The 19,230-nt window shown below is 37.0% G+C and carries 18 protein-coding genes; 12 read left to right on the top strand and 6 right to left on the bottom strand.

Translation table 11 applies throughout. The features are described 5' to 3' along the window. Window positions 1–19: 19 nt before the first annotated feature. On the bottom strand, window positions 20–1,558 hold the full coding sequence (locus ACN1CD_RS10710; protein ID WP_419130386.1) for a sensor histidine kinase: 1,539 nt from the start codon (window positions 1,556–1,558) through the stop codon (window positions 20–22). 212 nt (window positions 1,559–1,770) lie between these two features. Between ACN1CD_RS10710 and ACN1CD_RS10705 the strand changes: the two genes are divergently transcribed. The 6 genes from ACN1CD_RS10705 to ACN1CD_RS10680 all read left to right on the top strand — a co-directional run bounded on the left by ACN1CD_RS10705 (window position 1,771) and on the right by ACN1CD_RS10680 (window position 6,642). After that, window positions 1,771–2,118: a Spx/MgsR family RNA polymerase-binding regulatory protein gene (locus ACN1CD_RS10705; protein WP_419130385.1), complete on the top strand. Its 348-nt coding sequence runs from the start codon at window positions 1,771–1,773 to the stop codon at window positions 2,116–2,118. Between the two features lie 69 nt (window positions 2,119–2,187). Then, window positions 2,188–2,928: a hypothetical protein gene (locus tag ACN1CD_RS10700; RefSeq protein ID WP_419130384.1), complete on the top strand. Its 741-nt coding sequence runs from the start codon at window positions 2,188–2,190 to the stop codon at window positions 2,926–2,928. Between the two features lie 93 nt (window positions 2,929–3,021). Beyond that, window positions 3,022–4,998 carry a M1 family metallopeptidase gene (locus ACN1CD_RS10695; protein WP_419130383.1) on the top strand — a complete coding sequence of 659 codons (1,977 nt, stop codon included), beginning with the start codon at window positions 3,022–3,024 and terminating at the stop codon, window positions 4,996–4,998. Window positions 4,999–5,365: 367 nt separating this feature from the next. Beyond that, on the top strand, window positions 5,366–5,776 hold the full coding sequence (locus ACN1CD_RS10690) for a RidA family protein (RefSeq protein WP_419130382.1): 411 nt from the start codon (window positions 5,366–5,368) through the stop codon (window positions 5,774–5,776). 5 nt (window positions 5,777–5,781) lie between these two features. Continuing rightward, window positions 5,782–6,390 carry a class I SAM-dependent methyltransferase gene (locus ACN1CD_RS10685; RefSeq protein WP_419130381.1) on the top strand — a complete coding sequence of 203 codons (609 nt, stop codon included), beginning with the start codon at window positions 5,782–5,784 and terminating at the stop codon, window positions 6,388–6,390. Between the two features lie 30 nt (window positions 6,391–6,420). Next, window positions 6,421–6,642, top strand: a complete 222-nt coding sequence (locus ACN1CD_RS10680; RefSeq protein WP_419130380.1) for a VF530 family DNA-binding protein — start codon at window positions 6,421–6,423, stop codon at window positions 6,640–6,642. Window positions 6,643–6,646: 4 nt separating this feature from the next. Here the strand turns inward: ACN1CD_RS10680 and ACN1CD_RS10675 are convergent, their stop codons facing one another. The 3 genes from ACN1CD_RS10675 to ACN1CD_RS10665 all read right to left on the bottom strand — a co-directional run bounded on the left by ACN1CD_RS10675 (window position 6,647) and on the right by ACN1CD_RS10665 (window position 9,828). After that, a complete protein-coding gene (locus ACN1CD_RS10675) occupies window positions 6,647–7,630 on the bottom strand; it encodes a polysaccharide deacetylase family protein (RefSeq protein WP_419130379.1) in 984 nt (327 codons plus the stop codon). A 175-nt stretch (window positions 7,631–7,805) separates the two neighbouring features. After that, a complete protein-coding gene (locus ACN1CD_RS10670; protein ID WP_419130378.1) occupies window positions 7,806–8,186 on the bottom strand; it encodes a GtrA family protein in 381 nt (126 codons plus the stop codon). A 1-nt stretch (window position 8,187) separates the two neighbouring features. Further along, entirely contained in the window at window positions 8,188–9,828 is a 1,641-nt protein-coding gene (locus ACN1CD_RS10665; protein ID WP_419130377.1) for an ArnT family glycosyltransferase, read from the bottom strand. An 84-nt stretch (window positions 9,829–9,912) separates the two neighbouring features. Here ACN1CD_RS10665 and ACN1CD_RS10660 point away from each other — a divergent pair, with 84 nt between their 5' ends. The 3 genes from ACN1CD_RS10660 to ACN1CD_RS10650 all read left to right on the top strand — a co-directional run bounded on the left by ACN1CD_RS10660 (window position 9,913) and on the right by ACN1CD_RS10650 (window position 12,544). Beyond that, a complete protein-coding gene (locus tag ACN1CD_RS10660; RefSeq protein WP_419130376.1) occupies window positions 9,913–10,629 on the top strand; it encodes a pyridoxine 5'-phosphate synthase in 717 nt (238 codons plus the stop codon). A gap of 135 nt (window positions 10,630–10,764) precedes the next feature. Further along, window positions 10,765–11,658, top strand: coding sequence for an EamA family transporter (locus ACN1CD_RS10655; protein ID WP_419130375.1), 894 nt, complete (start codon window positions 10,765–10,767; stop codon window positions 11,656–11,658). Between the two features lie 322 nt (window positions 11,659–11,980). Continuing rightward, the gene (locus ACN1CD_RS10650; protein ID WP_419130374.1) at window positions 11,981–12,544 is read left to right on the top strand and encodes a hypothetical protein; all 564 of its coding nucleotides are present in this window, start codon (window positions 11,981–11,983) and stop codon (window positions 12,542–12,544) included. Between the two features lie 25 nt (window positions 12,545–12,569). Here ACN1CD_RS10650 and ACN1CD_RS10645 read toward each other — a convergent pair whose 3' ends face one another. Next, the gene (locus ACN1CD_RS10645; RefSeq protein ID WP_419130373.1) at window positions 12,570–13,418 is read right to left on the bottom strand and encodes a hypothetical protein; all 849 of its coding nucleotides are present in this window, start codon (window positions 13,416–13,418) and stop codon (window positions 12,570–12,572) included. 298 nt (window positions 13,419–13,716) lie between these two features. Between ACN1CD_RS10645 and gcvP the strand changes: the two genes are divergently transcribed. Together gcvP and ACN1CD_RS10635 are read left to right on the top strand one after the other, a co-directional pair. After that, window positions 13,717–16,593, top strand: a complete 2,877-nt coding sequence (gene gcvP / locus ACN1CD_RS10640; RefSeq protein WP_419130372.1) for an aminomethyl-transferring glycine dehydrogenase — start codon at window positions 13,717–13,719, stop codon at window positions 16,591–16,593. Window positions 16,594–16,840: 247 nt separating this feature from the next. Further along, window positions 16,841–17,467 (top strand): carboxypeptidase-like regulatory domain-containing protein, encoded by a 627-nt coding sequence (locus tag ACN1CD_RS10635; protein ID WP_419130371.1) that lies wholly within the window; start codon window positions 16,841–16,843, stop codon window positions 17,465–17,467. 104 nt (window positions 17,468–17,571) lie between these two features. Here the strand turns inward: ACN1CD_RS10635 and ACN1CD_RS10630 are convergent, their stop codons facing one another. Further along, entirely contained in the window at window positions 17,572–17,934 is a 363-nt protein-coding gene (locus tag ACN1CD_RS10630) for a glyoxalase (protein WP_419130370.1), read from the bottom strand. A 148-nt stretch (window positions 17,935–18,082) separates the two neighbouring features. Between ACN1CD_RS10630 and ACN1CD_RS10625 the strand changes: the two genes are divergently transcribed. Next, the gene (locus ACN1CD_RS10625) at window positions 18,083–19,156 is read left to right on the top strand and encodes a serine hydrolase domain-containing protein (RefSeq protein WP_419130369.1); all 1,074 of its coding nucleotides are present in this window, start codon (window positions 18,083–18,085) and stop codon (window positions 19,154–19,156) included. Window positions 19,157–19,230 lie beyond the last annotated feature (74 nt).

Below are 19,230 nucleotides of genomic sequence, written 5' to 3'. Positions count from 1 at the left end.
CAGCAATATAAGGATTAGATTAATCCAATTGTAAGGTTAGATGAACAAAAAATTCTTTTGCGCTTTCGCGGATAATCAGTTCATGTTTTCCATAGTAAAGTAAGGAGAGCCTTTGCTTTACATTTTCCAGGCCAATACCACTTTTAAGTTTTTCAGGATCATGATCTGCCTTTGTATAAATGCTATTGCTAATATCGAAATACAAAGTGCTTTCTTTTGTTTGCAGCGTAATTTTGATGTAAGATGGCTGTTGTAAACTGATCCCATGTTTAAAGGCATTTTCGATAAAAGGAATCAGCAGCATCGGTGTGATTTGCAGGTTGTTAATCTGTTCCTCAATATGAGTATCAATTTTAATATCCGCAGAGCGGGATGTTCGTAATTTCTGCAGATCGATGTAATTATTAAGGTATTCTACCTCACGGGTAAGTGAAATTTTATCCTGCGTATTTTCATGGAGCATAAATCGCATCATATCGCCAAGTTTCTGAATCCCTTCTCCCGTTCTTTCGGCATTTTCCTGCAAGGCCGTTCCGAATAACGTATTTAATGCGTTAAACAGGAAATGTGGGTTAATCTGCGATTTCAAGAAGTTTAAATTGGCATCAGATTTTCCGAGTTCTGTTTTAAGCATTTGAATTTCGGTAAGCTTTTCAAATTTATTTTTATAAATATACCAGGCGGCAGGGGTGGTGATACAGATTAAGCTAATTGAGGTTAAAATTAAGGCAATTGGTAATGCGGGGCCACCTCTTGTAAAGGTGATGAGTGATAAGAGGAGAATAAGTACAATAGGAACGGCTAGCGCTACGTTTCCCCAGAAATATCGTCCGAAACCCTTCTGCTCTTTTCTTAGCATCGGAATAAGGTGATAAATAGAAAGGAAACATACAATAATATTGATGGGCGGGCCTACAAACCAAAAAAGCAGGAATTCATAATTGAAGGTGCCTGAGAGCATAACCGTTAAAGCCATTAGCGATATTAACCAGATCCTGGTAACGGTAAAGATCTCCTGAATGATATTTTTGTGGTAACGCTTTAATAAATTAATCTTGTTTAAAAGTACTATCCCTTGTTCGTTAAAGAAGGAATAAATACAAAAGAGCAGGTAGAGAAAGAAAATATAATAAAAAGCTTCGCCAAAAAATACCCCATAGGCATTATCGATATCATCGAATTCAACCAGACGATAGGCTTGTGAGTAGGTATTGGCAACCATCCAGGTGACCACCGAAAAGGCAGTCACTAAAATTGATAATATCACATTTAACGTAATGTTATTTTTCCGCGCCAGCTGCGGCATGAAGCAAAAATTAAAAAGCAGAAAACTGATGTATAAAGTGCTAATCTTAAATAATTCGGGTAGGAAGAAATTTTTCATCACAGAGAAATCTATCAACTGATCAGAAAACCGCTGGTCGTTGCCAGATCCATAAGTGGTTTGCGAGCAAATGCTGATTATAGCGAGGATGTAAAGTGTAGTAGAAATCCAGAATTCCAGCTGGTTAATACTTTTAGTTTTTGAAGGCGTAAAATTTTCTGATAAAACGTACATATTGGTGTGTTATATACTGCAATGCTACAAAGACTTATTTATTTGCGATTTAAAATGTGATGGATAGTTAAAAAAATGTGATGAACGTAAGATTTCTCCGTTTAATGGATATAAAGGTATAAATAAGAGTATTTCATTATTCACTTATTATCTTTGAGCACAAAAAAATTCATTCACTCACTAATTCACTCACTCACTAATTCAATATTCACATGATCGTTTACGGAATTCCCAACTGCAATACAGTAAAAAAATCACTCGACTGGTTAAAAGCGCACCATGTCGATTTCGAGTTTCACGATTTCAAGAAAAAAGGAATTACGCCGGAAAAATTAAATAAATGGTGTGATACTTTTGGTTGGGAAACCGTATTAAACCGTAAGGGTTTAACCTGGAAAAAATTAACGAAAGAGGAACAAACTGCTATAGATAACCAGGAAAAAGCCATTGCATACCTTGTAGAAAATACCAGTGCGATTAAACGCCCGATTATAGAAAAGGATGGCAATGCGATCCTTATTTCCTTTGATGAATTACATTATAATCAAACACTAGCTTAACTCAGTTGTTCTAATGTTAAAGTTTGTTAAATACAGACTTTAGACTCTTTACTCAATTACTTTTGACCTATGTATAAGCTGATTATTTTCTTTCTCCTCGCCCTGCCTTTTGGCGTGTTTGCGCAAACCGTAACTACAGGTACCGTATTCGATTATTCTAAAAAAACAATATCATTACCAGGTGTTTCAGTTCGAAACCTGAATAGTAAGAAAACAACCACTACCAGTACCGATGGTAAATACACAATTCCGGCTACGGTTGGCGATTTAATTGAATTTTCTGCGGTTGGTTATCACACCGATACCTTATACTTAACCAACCTGCTGAACAGAACGATCTATTTGCCGGTAAAATCTAATAGTTTGGCAGATGTAGATGTGAGAGGGGTGAGAATGAACAGCCAGATTACAGACGCAAAAGATCCACTTGCAGAAAAATATACTTTGTTAAATACAGGCGGAAACCTGCAGAGAAAAAGAATGACCGATAAAGTTGGAGGCTTAAATTTAAACCTAGGATACGGAAAATATAAAAGGCAGCAACGCAAAGAAGCAGAGCTTGAAGAAAAAGATATGTATCTCGAAGAAATCGATGCAAACTTTAGCGAGAAAGCGGTTACAGAGTTAACCAAACTGCAAGGCGAAGAGCTGAAGAACTTTATGATCATTTATCGCCCTTCGGTTGAGCTGGTAAAAGCAGAAAGACCTTATCGCTATAGTTATTATATCTCGAGGGCATTCGTTGCCTGGCAAAAACTTACACCACAGCAGAAAAAACTACAAGATTTACCAAAATTGAAGGTAAATTAATTTAATCTAATATTTCAGGGGTAACATTATAAGCACATATGTAGTCATATGTGCTTATTTTTTATATTTACATCCGTAATACAACTTATTCACATGAAAATAACCAAACTAGTCGCTTTGTGCGCACTTAGTTGTGCTTCTGCATTCTCTGCTTTTGCGCAACAGGCTGCTCCGGTATCAAATTACAATCCGGCCGATGCTTTCGGACCATTGTTCTACACTCAAAATGGAAACGAATTTCGTTCTGCAAATGGCGCTCCAGGTGTAAAATACTGGCAGAACCGGGTAGATTATAATATCACCGCTAATCTTGATGAAACCCAAAATTTAGTAACGGGCTCAGTTACCTTAACCTATAAGAATAATAGTCCGGATCAGTTGCCTTACTTATGGCTACAACTGGATCAGAATACATTTAAAGAAGATTCCCGTGGCAAGCAGATTACGCCTTCGCAAAGCCGATATGGTGCCCAGGGCGAAAAATTCTCTGGCGGCTATGAAATTAAAAATATAAGTGTCTCTAAAAAAGCAGGCGCAGTAAAGTTCACTTCTCTGGTGGAAGATACGAGGATGCAAATCCGTTTGGATCAACCTTTAGCTGCAAATGGCGATGTAATTACGGTTAAGATAGATTATTCTTATGTAGTGCCTAAAGAAGGATCAGATAGAACCGGACACCTGACCACCAAAAACGGAGAAATTTTCGCAATTGCTCAATGGTTTCCACGTATGTGTGTTTATGATGATGTAATTGGCTGGAACACATTGCCTTATTGGGGTGGTGGTGAATTTTATTGTGAATATGGAGATATTAATTTTGCAATTACAGCACCTGCAAGTCACATCGTGATGGGGTCTGGCGAGTTATTAAATCCTGCTGAAGTTTTTACACCCGAACAATTAAAAAGGTGGAATGCTGCAAAAAATAGTGATGAAACCGTACACATCCGTTCAGAAGCTGAAGTTACTGACCCTAAATCTCGTCCTGCGAAAGATAAATTAACCTGGAAGTACAAAATTATTAATGCACGTGATGCCGCATGGGCATCATCAAAAGCTTTCGTTTTAGATGCTGCGCGTATTAATTTGCCAAGCGGTAAAAAATCGTTAGCTGTTTCTGCACATCCTGTAGAAAGCAATGGTGCAGACGCTTATGGAAGAGGTGTTGAGTATGTAAAAACAACGATCGAACATTATTCTACAAAATGGTTTGAATACCCTTACCCAATGGCTGTTAATGTGGCTACCAATATTGGTGGCATGGAATATCCTGGTATCGTATTTTGTGGGTGGAAAGCTAAAAAAGGGAGTGCCTGGGGGGTAATTGATCATGAATTTGGTCATACCTGGTTCCCGATGATTGTTGGATCTAATGAGCGCAAGTTCGGTTGGATGGATGAGGGTTTTAATACTTTTATCAATGGTATTTCATCTAAAAACTTTAACAAGGGAGAATATGCCAAGCGTGATGCCAATATGAATGCTATTGGCAAGCAGGTAATTGGTAACCCTAAATTTGAAAACATCATGCTCATGCCTGATGGAATGACCGAAGCAAATATTGGGATTAATTTATATGCCAAACCAGGCTGGGGTCTTGATATTTTGAGAAACCAGATTTTAGGTGAAGACCGTTTTGATTATGCCTTTCGTCAATACATCAAAAACTGGGCATTCAAACATCCAACACCATATGATTTTTTCCGTTCAATGGAAAACGGTGCGGGGGAAGATTTAGCCTGGTTTTGGAGAAGCTGGTTTTTGAATAGCTGGAAAATGGATCAGGCAATCGGTGCTGTTCAGGAGGTTAAAACCGATGGAAAGCTTACCGCTTACACCATCAAAGTATTAAACTTGGAAAAAATGCCAATGCCTATTATTCTTGAGGTAAAAACAAAAAGTGGTAAAACGGATATCATTAAACTTCCTGTTGATGTTTGGATGAAAAATTCAACCTGGTCGGTTCGTTATCCAACAACGGAAGAAATTGTTTCCGTAACATTAGATCCAAACAAAGTTTTACCGGATAGCAACCCAGACAATAACATCTGGACCGCTGGAACAAATTAAACATAATAAGTTGAGATCGATTAATAATATTTGATCGATTTATTGTTTTTTTACCACCCCGCCCTTTGGGCACCCCTCTGAAAGAGGAGAATTACGATCGCCATTCCCTCCGATGGATCGGAGGGTGGTTGCAGACCGGGGTGTAAATGGTAATAAATAATTAATACAGATTTAAAAAATAAAGAGATTTTTCATAAACTCCCTTTTCAATTTGTCACACTAAGCTTGCTGAAATGCCTTAAATTTTAGGTGTTATTCGGCGGCAAGGTGTGACATTTTTTTTAAAATAAACCATTTTTGTTTATTGCAATTAGGCTACATTTCTAGGTTTCGAAATGAATAAATTCGCTGCTTAAATTTGATCAGCATGGAAAATAATCATTTAGAAATAAGCAATCCGGCAGATATTTATGACCCGCGTAATCATGCCTACTCTCATGTAGCAACGGTGTCAGCAACTGATTTATTGGTTTTTGTTGCAGGGCAGGGTGGGAGCAGAACGGATGGGGTTTTAAGTGATGATTTCAGGATACAGGTTAAGATCGTGTTTGAGAATATTGAAATTGCATTGGCAAGCAAGGGTCTGAAAATGAATCAAATCGCCAAATTAACTACGCTGGTTGTAGACTACGATGATGAAAAACATGAAATTTTAATTGAAGAATCTACCAGAATATGGCCCGATTTGAAATTTCCGGTGAATACATTAATTCCGGTTTCAAGGTTGGCACTTAATGGGATGCTCATTGAAATCGATGCAACGGCAGTAAGCTCCTAACTTCCATGGAAAATCGCGAAAGGAAAAATGTTTATAAGGTTTATGATAAAATTGCCGGTTGGTTTTCAAATAATCGGGATGGGGATTTAATAGAAAAAAAATACCTCGATGAACTGATCAGGCTGATGCCTGCGAATGCCGAAATATTGGATGTAGGTTGTGGAAACGGGAAGCCTATACTAGAATATTTAAATCATTCAGGATTTAACGTAACGGGCGTAGATGCCAGTGAAAAAATGTTAGACATGGCGCGAATAAACTTTCCTGATACCACTTTTGTGTTGGAAGATATGCGCAAACTTCATTTAGCTAAAAAGTTTAATGCAATCATTGCCTGGCACAGTTTCTTTCATTTGCCAGCAACAGACCAAGCCAATATGTTTAGTGTTTTTACCGATCATCTTCAGGCGAATGGCGTTCTGTTGTTCACTTCTGGTGCGGAAGATGGAGAGGCCTGGGGATTCATTGGTGGAGAGCATTTGCATCACGCCTCGCTAAATACAGAAAGTTACAAATCTATTTTATCAACGCATAATTTTACGGTGTTGGAGCATCGCGTTAATGATGAAAGCTGTGGCGGGGCAACAGTTTGGATGGCGCAATATATTCCTTAATAATTTTGTGAATTAACTTACCTTTGTAACATGGCGGAAGTACAAAAAAATAATCCATTACACGGTATCAACCTCGAAAAAATTGTAACCGATTTGCAGGTTCATTATGGTTGGGAAAAACTCGGTTCTTTAATCAGGATTGATTGTTTCACCAATAATCAAAGTATCAAATCGAGTTTAAATTTCTTGCGAAGAATGCCTTGGGCCCGTAAAAAGGTAGAAGATTTATATTTAGATACTTTCCATAAATAGCATCTTATCTATCAAATTCTTTTTCTAGTCCTTGCCTTAAATCGAACAATAACCATTGCTTGTTTTTTACATCAGCTTTCTTGTTTTTGAGTAATTGAATAAAATCTTTTACGCCAATTTCTTCGTTCCCGTTGCCATGAATCAATACAATGCTGCCTGCATTTGGTTGTTGCCCTTTTGCCAGCCAGGCATCACTGCCAATTGGAATTAGTCCGTAAGCTGTTATTTTATCCACTATACTTTTATCAGATACCAAGCCCGGAAAGCGGAAAAATACAGATGGTGTTAACCCATTTTTAAGCATCAGCTTTTCATTTTCTAAAACCTCAACATCCAGATTGGTTCCGGGTGCTAATAAAAAGTTCTCTGCCAAAGGCAAACTATTAACCTCATGATTATAAGAGTGGTTTACCCAGGTAATGTTTAATTCTTTTTTATCTACGAGGCTTTTCAGCCAGTTTAAATCATCCTGATGTTTTAACATCCATTTGCCAGAAGCAGAAATTGCTAAAGGGGCAGGTTGTTCTGTTTTATTAAATTCATCAAAAACAGATTGGAAAATAATTCGATCTAAACTTTTATGCGATGGACATAAATCAATGGTTAGCGCGATGCCTTTTTCGCCGGGAATAGCGTGATCAATGCCTGCATTTTGCAACTGCCAATCTTTGGCTGTCGCGATTTCTAAAGATCTGATGTAAGGGCTGTTTTTGAAAATAGCCAATACATTTGACCATTGTAGACTGCTGGTAGAATAATGGCTGGCCAGATCGACTTTTGTATCTAACGTTGTTGGATTAACTAATAAGAAATACTTCTGACTATCATTAGTAAAACTTCTGATTGCAATGAGTTTTTCTGTACCGTTTGACGCGATAGAAAAGTTAGTTTTATAATGTCCGATGTTGTTGAAAGGCTGTGCAAAGCTATTCGAATATAAAAAGAGTAAGGCAAAGAAAACAAAGTGTGAAAATCTTGTTGCAATCATTATTCCTTATTTAAAATCTTTCTAATTTAGTGAAAATATTTTATCTTTACCAATAAGGTAATGAACAAAGAAAAGGTAAAATTATGGTTTAAGCGGGTTGGCTTAATCGGGTTTTTATTCTTCCTGATTAAAGGACTAATCTGGCTCGTTGTATTTTACTTTATTGGCAAAAATGTTACTTAAAGGTAAACAGCATATTGGCCAGGAAATTCCAAACGAACACGATTACGATAGCAAAGAACTTAGCCACATAAAAATTTGTTCCATTTTTACGCTGGTGGAAAAGGTAAATGATAAAAGTATTCAAGCCTAATCCAATCAAGCTCACCACCAGGAATTTACCAAATTCTGTCCCCCAGTGCATGTTGGTGCTTTGGAAAGTCCATATCCGGTTAATTAAATAGTTGTTTGTAACTGCTAGTGAAAAGCCGATGGCATTGGCCACGTATTTATTAACCTTTATTTTTTCTTTAAACAGCCAGGTGGCCCCGAAATCAATTGCCATTCCGAGTAAGCCTGTTAATCCAAATTTAATGATGCGGAAGAATACGTCCATACTAATGCAATTTAACGAGATAGAAATGTTCTAAAACCTGAGGACGGGTTTTCGCATTTAAAAATTTGCCAGTTAATTTGGTGGTATGGAAATACTCGAACGATTTTAAAACTTCTGCACCATATTCGCTTTTTAATCTTGGAAGTTCAGCTTCAGGAACATAAATGACTAAGTTTTGCTCTTGCTTGATTTTATTTAAATCATCATAATTATGGAGATATATTACTTCGCCTGGCGCATAAAAATCAAAAGAAAAAGCATCTATATAATTTAAAACGGCAGGTTTTGCTGTTGGATAGGTTTTCTTTAACCATTCGCCGGCAATGCTGCCCGCCTGGTATTTCAATATGGCCGGATAGAAGAATATAAAAAGGTAAAGCATTAAACCAACAGAAATAAATGCACTTCTTGCAATAATGGTTTCGAGCTTAATTCCTTTGAAAAAAAGAAATGAGCCAGCTAAAACCACCAATAGCATTCCGATCATTAAATAAGGATAATCGAACCCGTAAACTATGCTTAAGGCAGAAAGTAATGTGAAAACTAAAATGGCTAATGCATTTTGCACGTTAAAGAAAATCTTCAGGTTTTTGCCTTCCAGTTTTCTTAAATAGAGTGCTGTGATGATCGAAAACTGAGGAAAAATAATCAGGATGTAATGCGGTAGTTGGAACTTAGAAAGTGAAAATATTAAAAAAGTAACCGCGGCACTTGCCCAGATCATTACACTTTCTGGCGCCAGATTAATCCTATTCTTCTTTTTGAAAAGATTGATAGCCGCGGTGTAAAATAAAATAGACCAGGGTAAAAATGCCCATAACGTAGTGTGTAGGAAAAAGGAAATATCGCCTTTTCCTTTGATTGGTCCGTTGTTAAAAAAACGACCAAACTGGCTATCCCAAAAGAAGAATTTTAAACCTGAAACACCTGTTCTGTTAAATACAACTTTCTCCGGATGTAAATCAAATTGAGTGTAAAGTGAATAAAGTTCGGGAGTGATGAAGACAAAGATCAATACGATTGCGATCCACCATTTTGGCTGCCACAACTGTTTATATTGCTTAGTGAATAACCAGTAGATAATAAAACCTGCAAAAACAGGAATCAGCACAAATATTCCTTTAATCAAAATTGCGCAGGCAGCAAAAAATGAACCGGTAATAATCTGCCAGAATGAGCCATGATGCGCTTTGTAATAATGATAAATGGATGCCAGTGTAAAGGTGGTAATGTAAATTTCCGCACGAACATCAAATGTGGAGGTGATGATGTGGAGCGCACTTAGAAAGATCACCGAAGAGATTAATCCAATTTTTTCATCGTAAATATCTTTTGCCAGTTTATACAGATACCAGGCGCCAAGTAAGCCAAAAAGAAAGGAAGGTAATTTATAGGCAAAAGCAGAGATTCCGAATATTTTGAAAGATGCTGCGGTGATCCAGAAAGTTAAATGTGGCTTGTCTAGCCAGTCGCTACCGCGGCCGTAAAGGTTAAACCAATCCTGGAAAAGGATGATGTTTTTCGACATCGATGCATACAATGCGCCATCGGGTTCCATTACGCTTCCAAACAATGCGGGGATACTTGCCAGTGCAAGTAAAACGATCAGGAGTTTATATAGTGTTGTGTCCTTTAAATTCATTTTGATTTGAACAAATATGAGCAAAAAAAAGTCAAATTTCCTCAACGTTTCCGATTAACAAAGGCAAAGCCTTATCTTTGAGGCATGACAAAGTTATCGGTTAACATCAATAAAATTGCTACGCTTCGCAACAGTCGTGGAGGTAATAATCCTGATTTAGTTAAAGTTGCATTAGATTGTGAACGTTTCGGTGCGCAGGGTATTACAGTACATCCACGGCCAGATGAGCGTCACATCAGGTATCAGGACGTGTATGATTTGAAAGCTGTAATTGCCACTGAATTTAATATCGAAGGGAATTGCCGGGAAGATAAATTTGTTGATTTAGTGTTGGCAAATAAACCAGCTCAAGTTACCTTAGTACCCGATGTTGAAGGTCAGATTACCTCTAATCATGGTTGGGATACCATAAAGCATAAAGATTACTTAAAAGAAATGGTTGATGTTTTTCAAAAAGAAGGCATCAGGGTTTCAATTTTTGTAGATCCTGTTGTGGAAATGGTTGAAGGTGCTGTAGAAACGGGTACGGATAGAATTGAGTTATATACGGAGGCTTATGCTCATAATTATTATGCGGATAGAGAAAAAGCGATTATAAATTATATTGCAGCGGCACATCATGCAAATAAATTGGGCTTGGGCATTAATGCAGGTCACGATTTAGATTTGCATAACCTTCATTATTTCGCTCAAAGCATCCCCGGTTTGTTGGAGATTTCTATTGGCCATGCCTTAATTAGTGATGCACTTTATTTAGGATTGGAAACTACAGTTCAAAAATATTTACAACAACTTTCTTAAAAAGCTGAAAGACTAAAGCCGAAAGACCAAAGCGCTTGTTGCGTGGAATTTTTTATTTCACCATTTTGAGGTTTATGTCTTGATACTAACTACTTCGTACTATATACTTTCTACTAAATACTTGATACTATCTTAATGTTAAAAGGAATTCTCCTTGTCTTTTTCGGTGCCTGCAGTTTTGGCATTCTTTCTACTTTTGTAAAACTTGCTTATCATGAAGGTTATACCTTAGGTGATGTAACTGGTGCACAGGCTTTTTTTGGTGCTGTGATTCTATGGGTCTTATTTTTCTTTCAAAGTAGAACATCTGCTTATAAAGCAAAAGAAATCAAAATCATCACGCCCTGGTGGAAAATGGTTCTCGCGGGAACTTGTACAGGCTTCGTCAGCGTTTTTTACTATCAATGCGTAAAACTGGTTCCTAATTCCGTTGCGATTATTCTGCTGATGCAATTTATCTGGATGAGTATTTTGCTGGAATTTCTGATTTTTAAGAAGAAGCCTTCGGGAGTTCAGTTTGCCGCCATTTTGTTGGTTTTGGGTGGAACAGTTTTGGCGAGTGGAATGGTGGAGACTAGTATTAATGAGTTAAATCTTGCTGGAATTGGTTTCGGCTTATTGGCAGCATTATGCTATGCAGGTTTTTTGATGCTTAGTGGCCGAATTGGAACTGAATATCCGGCACTGAAAAAAAGTGCCTTAATGATTACTGGTGCCTGCATTTTGATTTTTATACTTTTCCCACCTGTATTTATTTTCAATGGCGCTTTAGGTGGTAGTTTATTGAAGTGGGGTTTAATCATTGCTGTTTTTGGAACGGTTATTCCACCATTATTTTATGCAGAAGGCGTGCCTAAAATCGGAACCGCCTTAAGTTCTATTTTGAGTGCAGCGGAATTGCCGGTAGCGGTTATGATGGCTGGCTTTGTATTGCAAGAACAGGTCTCGCTTTTAAGATGGGTTGGTGTGGCGATTATTTTATCGGCGATGGTGTTGCCAAATTTGAAGTATTTGAAGCGGAAGGCATGAGTTTTTAACCGCAAAGAGTGGAAGATTAAAACGCAAAGGGCGCAAAGTTGGGAGCTAAAAACAAATTATTAACCACCACACCGAGGTGTGGAGTGTAGTAGGTTTTTACTTTCTTTGCATTTAACCAACTTGCTCTCTGTTTCTATGTGAAAATCTCCGTGCCCTCTGTGGTTAAAATTGAAACGATTAGCTTTGCCTCCTTTGCGAACCACTTTGCATCTTTGCGGTTAAACCCCTTAATCTTTTCTCCCTCTTCGAAACACTTTCCGCCCTTTGCGGTTAAACTAAAATTAAATACCTTTAACAAGCAAATGATACAATCATGAAAAAACTTACTATTTATATTTTGTCGGTTATTATAATCGGCTTCGCCGGATGTAAAACTAAAGTCACCATTAACCAGGATGAAGCTGGCGAAGTAATTACAGATTATTTAAAAGCCAATCCAGAATATAAAACTATCCGGTTCAGGTTTGGAGAAATGAAATTTAACAGCACAAGCGAAATGTTTGAGTTGGGGAAATATAAATCGTTAGCAAGCAAAGGATTGGTTACATTAAATTTAAAGGAGGCAAAAAAGAAGTTTCTTTCTAAAGACAGTAGCTTTGTTTATCAAATTAATTTAACGGATAAAGCTAGTCCGCTGGTATTAAAACAAGATGCAGATAGGGCAACAGTTAAAGCCGTTACCTATGTTTTAGCTGATGAAAAACCAGTTAATTTCGAACAAGTAAATTCAAGCACTGCTAAAGTGACCGTTTCTTTAAAAATGGTAACATCAGATTTTGAGCCTTTTGATAAAGATGCCAGTAAAAACAGCAACTTCATTACGAAAACTTACAAATTAAAGTTAGATAAAGCAGAGGGTTGGCGGGTGCAGAAGTAATAAAAGAAAGATTGGCTGAAGACTATTAACTTTTCCTTTTTAGAAACCAGGTTTTGAACTGTTTAAATAAGTCAGTTTTTTTTGGTCTTGCTTTTCCATCGTGAGTGAGCACATTATCATAATGATTTTGCAGCTCGTCAGCATAGTCTTTTTCTAGTTTCTTGCCAATATTTAGCTCGTCAATAAATCGAAGGGCATTATGATTTAATGTACTGTTAAACGAAACTGCGAAGTATTCGCTTCGTTTAACAGGCTTTTTATTTTGATTAATTTCCGCTGAACCGTTTTCTGAAAAATAATCAATATGATGAATCAGTGGATTTAATTTTTTCAGACGTTTGGTGCCTTTCCGTTCATTTCGCCAAGGATGTTCTTTTTTATAGAGCTGCGCCAATAAAAAATCCTTTTTCCAAAGTGTCACCTGGTGCGACATTAGAAAATCAGATGATTTATTATCTATTGTAGCCAGATTAAAACCCTCTATAAATTGATGAGTCTCTAATGTAGTGTAGACATCAGCGCTATGAAGTTTTATTTGCTGACAGTTATTTTGCTTCGCAAAATCAAAGAGTTGTTTAAAAAAAGCTGAGTTTACTGGTTTGCTCAACCACATATCTTCCTGAAAATAGAGTACATATTCTTCCTCCATGCTATTTAATAAAGCAGTTAGCCGGTCTGCCCATTCGCCTTTGCCCGATTTGATATTCTGAAAGCCATTTACTGTTGCATCCTTAACTTCAGTGGCAAAATAACAGTTGCATGGAATTTTAAAATCCCAGTTTTTAGAGAAGAAGATGTCAAAACCTTGATAAAGAAATTCATATCGATCGCAGGCATGAACTAATAAAGCAACGTTATTCTGATTTTTCGGCATTAAATGGTAGTTGAAATGGTTTTCAAAGCTACTAAAATTGAATATGTTTTCGAATTGCAATTTATATTCTTCGGATGAATATGAACACCTATAGTCACTTACTAATGGTCATAGGATGAATATAAGCATGATGCTAATATTCATCCTATGACTTATGAAAAAAAATTAGCTTATCCTACTAAAAACGTAGATTTTATCTGTTTTTTAGCTACGAAAATATGACGATTAGGAGCGCTTTTCATGCCTAAAAATAGTTGCATTTTTGTTACCTTTGCGGGAAATTTATTATTCATACCGCATGAGCTTAAATATCCATTACAAGGAAGATTTTCAAAATCGTCATATTGCACCAAATGAGGCAGATACAGCCGAAATGTTGGAAGTTGTTGGCGTTAATTCAATTGATGAGCTGATTGAACAAACAGTTCCGGCAACGATCAGGTTAAAACAACCACTTAATTTGCCAGCAGCGAAATCAGAAACTGAATATCTTGGTGCTTTAAAACAAACTTCATTGTTAAATAAAGTTTTCAAAAGCTTTATCGGTCAAGGTTATTATGATACCATTACGCCAGGAGTAATTTTGCGTAATGTTTTTGAAAATCCAGGATGGTATACCCAATACACGCCATACCAGGCAGAGATTGCGCAAGGTCGTTTACAGGCTTTGTTAAATTTCCAAACGATGGTGATTGATTTAACCGGAATGGAAATTGCCAATGCCTCACTTTTAGATGAAGGTACAGCAGCGGCTGAGGCGATGTTTATGCAATACAGTACGCGTAAAAATCAGGCAGCTAAAAAGTTCTTCGTTTCTGAATTGCTTTTTGCGCAAACCATTGATATTTTAAAAACCCGTGCCAACCCTTACGGTATTGAATTAGTTATTGGCAGTCATTTGGATTTTGTAGCTACTGAAGATTTCTTTGGTGCAATCGTTCAATATCCAGCAGGTAATGGTGAAGTTTTCGATTATAAAAACTTTGCTTCAGAATTACACAATCAAAATATTAAATTAACAGTTGCTGCAGATATTTTAAGCTTAACCTTATTAACGCCTCCGGGTGAATGGGGTGCTGATATTGTGGTGGGTACAACACAACGTTTTGGTATTCCGATGGGTTTTGGTGGTCCACATGCTGCATTTTTTGCTACTAAAGAAGAATATAAACGTTCAATCCCTGGCCGTATTATTGGGGTAACCATTGATAGCCATGGTGATTATGCTTTACGTATGGCTTTGCAAACCCGCGAGCAACACATCCGTAGAGATAAAGCAACTTCAAATATTTGTACCGCACAGGCATTATTGGCTATTATGGCTGGTTTTTATGCCGCTTATCACGGTCCGAAAGGATTAAAAGCGATAGCTGAACGCACACATGGTTTGGCAGTTAGTTTAGCCTCAACGTTAAAAGGCTTAGGTTTTGAGCAATTAAATTCAGCTTATTTCGATACCATTCGTTTTGATTTAGGTGATTTAAAAGGTGGCATCCAATCGGGTTGTATCGATAATGAGATCAACTTAAACTACGTTGGTAATGTAGCCACCATTTCTATTGATGAAACTACCACTTTTGCTGACGTAGCTTTAATTGCTAAAATCTTTGCGAAGGTTAAAGCAATCGCAGCCGACCAGGTTGAAGTTGTGGAAAATGTAGAAACGGTTATTCCTTCAGCTTTAGAACGTACTTCAGCTTATTTAACACACCCAATTTTCAATTCGCATCACTCAGAACATGAAATGTTGCGTTATATCAAATCATTAGAAGCAAAAGATTTATCGCTTTGCCACTCGATGATCGCTTTGGGTAGCTGTACCATGAAATTAAATGCAACTGCAGAAATGATTCCGGTTACCTGGTCTCACTTCGGTCGCGTTCATCCATTTGCTCCAGCCGATCAGGTATTGGGTTATTATTCTGTTTTTAATGAGCTGGATAAATGGTTAAGCGAAATTACAGGCTTTGCCGCAATGAGTTTACAGCCAAATGCTGGTGCGCAAGGTGAATATGCTGGTTTAATGGTGATTCGTGCTTACCATCAGGATAGAGGCGATTTCCACCGTAATGTGGCTTTAATTCCGGCTTCTGCTCACGGTACCAATCCTGCTTCTGCCGCAATGGCCGATATGAAAATTGTTGTGGTTAAATCTTTAGAAAATGGAAACATTGATGTAGAAGATTTAAAAGCGAAAGCTGAATTACACAAGGATAATCTTTCGTGTTTGATGGTTACTTATCCATCAACCCACGGTGTTTTTGAAGAAAGCATTATTGAAATTTGCGAAACTGTTCATGCTAATGGCGGACAGGTTTACATGGATGGTGCCAACATGAATGCGCAGGTTGGTTTAACCAGTCCGGCTAATATTGGTGCTGATGTTTGTCACTTAAACTTGCACAAAACTTTCTGTATTCCTCACGGTGGTGGTGGTCCTGGAATGGGCCCAATCGGTGTGGCGAAACATTTAGTACCTTACCTTCCAGGGCATGCCGTGGTTGATATTGATAAAGGGAAATCAATTTCTGCGGTTTCATCTGCACCTTGGGGTTCAGCATCAATTTTAATTATATCTCACGCTTATATTGCCATGATGGGTTCGGAAGGTTTAACCAATGCTACTAAATATGCGATATTAAACGCGAATTATATGAAAGCACGTTTAGAGCAGCATTACCCGGTACTTTATTCAGGTGCTCAGGGTCGTTGCGCACACGAGATGATTTTAGATTGCCGCTCATTTAAAGCTTTTGGAATTGAGGTGGTAGATATTGCCAAACGATTAATGGATTATGGTTTCCACGCCCCAACGGTATCATTCCCGGTTGCAGGTACTTTAATGGTTGAACCTACAGAGTCTGAGCCTAAACATGAGTTAGACCGTTTCTGTGATGCTTTAATTGCGATTAAAAATGAAATTGCTCAGGTAGAAAACTTGACTTTCGATAAGGTTGATAATCCGCTTAAAAATGCACCGCATACCGTTGCTGTGATTACGGCTGATAATTGGGAGCATGCTTACAGCCGTCAAACAGCTGCATTTCCACTTCCTTATGTACTAGAACGCAAGTTCTGGCCATCAGTTGGCCGAGTAAATGATAGCCATGGCGATCGCTCATTAATTTGTGCTTGTCCACCTGTGGAAAGTTATTTGGAAGAAATCGTTCCTTAATCAAGGCTGACGGTAGAAGGTAGAGGGTTAAAGGTTTTCCTTTCCAAAACCAATTCCGTCATTGAGGTACGAAGCAATCTCTTAGAAAATCATCTGCAAGTTTTGTGAATTCATTTTCATAAAGCTTGCAGATTTTTTTTTTGGAAATGAATTCTCCAGAAATTTGAACCTTTTTTAGGCTGGTATGTGGTTTGTAATTGTCAGGATACATAAAACAATTTTGACGATGAAAAAAATGATTTGCCTAATGGCACTAATTGTAAGCTGTTATTCCATTCGTGCACAATATGTAGAACCTGAAAAGGCAGAGAAGGAAGCAATTAAAAGAAAAGCTACTGAAATTATTACTTATCCTTCTATAAAATTCGATTCCGTACAAACTCGAAATGCTTTAACAGAGGGAAAAGGGAAAATAACTGGGGTAGCTTTTACACGCCCAAGAGGTACTTATGGGGCAAATAATCCCCCAAAGAAAATTTTAGCTGGAAAAGTTAAGATTCAACTTTTCCCGGTAACACCTTATTTTGAAGAATATTATAAACTTTGGAAAGATAAAAGCAAGAATAACCCAAAAAATAATAAATATGTGTACATGGCTGATCGGGCATTTCGTTTGCGGTTAGAAGCGATTACCAATAGTTCCGGTGAATTTACTTTCCCCAATATGAAGCCTGGTAAGTATTATTTGTTTGCGAACGTTAATTATGATCTGAGTTATAATGCTAAAGAATATACTGGGAGTGGATATAATGCTTATGGAAAAACAGATTATTACAAGCAAAACGCTTATGCTAAAAACTATAATGATTTTTTAGAAACGTTTGTTGAAGTTAAAACAGATGGAGAAACGGTAAACATAAAATTGAAAAATTAAAATATTTAATTCATTCTCATAGAACTGCTGTTTTTTTGTCTTAAATGATCTTCATCGGGTGGATATCTGCATGATGTATATATTCATCCGATGACTTATCCATATTATTTAAACGTTCCAAAATGCCATAATATCCCAGATGGATCATGAAGGAAACATTCACTTCCCCAATCTTCATTTCGGATGGTACTCAATTTTACATTTTCATATTTGTTTGGTAAATCCAGTTTAATAAGCTCGTTATAGAATTCCTCTATGTTCTCTACTTCCATAAAGATCATGGTGTTATCAACCCAATCTTTTACATATGCATTTTGCAAATAAAAGGCCAGGTCACCCATTTTAAAAACAGACATCCCATCGCCTAAGGTAGCTTCCTCAAATCCTAAATCCTTATAAAAATTTCTAGACGTTTTGAAATCTTTCGCACCAATAAAGGGACGGATTGATTTTACCTGTTTGTTCATTTGGTCAATTTTAAATTAAAGTATTTTTCTTCAGTCATCAGATGAATACCTAATTGATGTATCTATTAATCCGATGACGATTACATTTTCAATATCTATTGTAACCCAAGATTAAGAAATGTCGTCTGATACTGCAAATAAAATTTAAATGAAAAAAATTATTACGTTATTCATATTAACAGCCATTACTTTTAGCTTCAGTCGGGCACAGACCTTTGAAGTTAAAGTAGATAGTTTACTTAACCAAATCTTTAAAGACAAAAACGGACCCGGAGGTGTCTTTATGGTCGCTAAAAATGGCAAACCCGTTTACCAAAAAGCCTTCGGTAATGCAAATATTGAGTTAGGTATTAAAATGGTACCCCAAAATGTATTTCAGTTGGGTTCAATGACGAAACAATTTACCGCCATAGCCATCTTAATGTTGGTTGAACAAGGTAAAATAGATTTGCAAAAACCCATTTCAGTATACATTCCGGATTACCCTATGGGAGATAAGATTACGGTTCATCATTTGCTTACCCACACTTCGGGCATCAAGGATTTTACTAAAATGACATCGCTCAATCAGATTGCACAACAAAATCTGTCTCCCAAGCAGATGGTCGATTTTTTTAAAAATGAGGCTGTGGATTTTAATCCCGCAGAAAAGTTTGAATATAATAATTCAGGGTATGTAATCCTTGGATATATTATTGAATTGGTTTCTGGTGATACCTATGAGAACTACATCAACAAAAATATTTTTGAGAAGATTGGCATGAAGCACTCTCGGTATGCATCTGATGCGGCCATTATCAAAAACCGGGCTTATGGTTATCAGCAGAAAACATCAGGCTATGTGAATAAAACTGCTATAAGTTTTAGTATTCCTTTTTCATCAGGAGCTTTAATGTCTACCATAGATGATATGCTGCTTTGGCAAAATGCCTTAAACAAGGATGAACTCCTTAAATCAGTAACTATTAAAAAAGCATTTACCAAATACAAATTAAATAATGGCGAAGCATTTACTTATGGTTACGGCTGGCATTTAAAAGATATTGATGGAATAGCTACCAGAGAACATGGCGGTAGTATTTTTGGATTTAAAACAATGGGGGTATACATTCCTGACCAGGATATTTATGTACTTGGTTTAAGTAATTGCGATTGTAATTCGCCTACACAGGTGGTTAAAGATATTGCAAAATTGGCTTCGAAAGCATTTGGGGGAAATTAACGTGAAGCTAGATTAAACCAAGGCCATATTCTGTTGTCCATAGAATGATTTTGAATAAATCTATTATTTTTGAA

Source organism: Pedobacter sp. N23S346, from assembly GCF_048515415.1.
In the GTDB taxonomy this organism is placed as follows: Bacteria; Bacteroidota; Bacteroidia; order Sphingobacteriales; family Sphingobacteriaceae; genus Pedobacter.
This window is presented reverse-complemented; position numbering and strand designations above follow the sequence as displayed.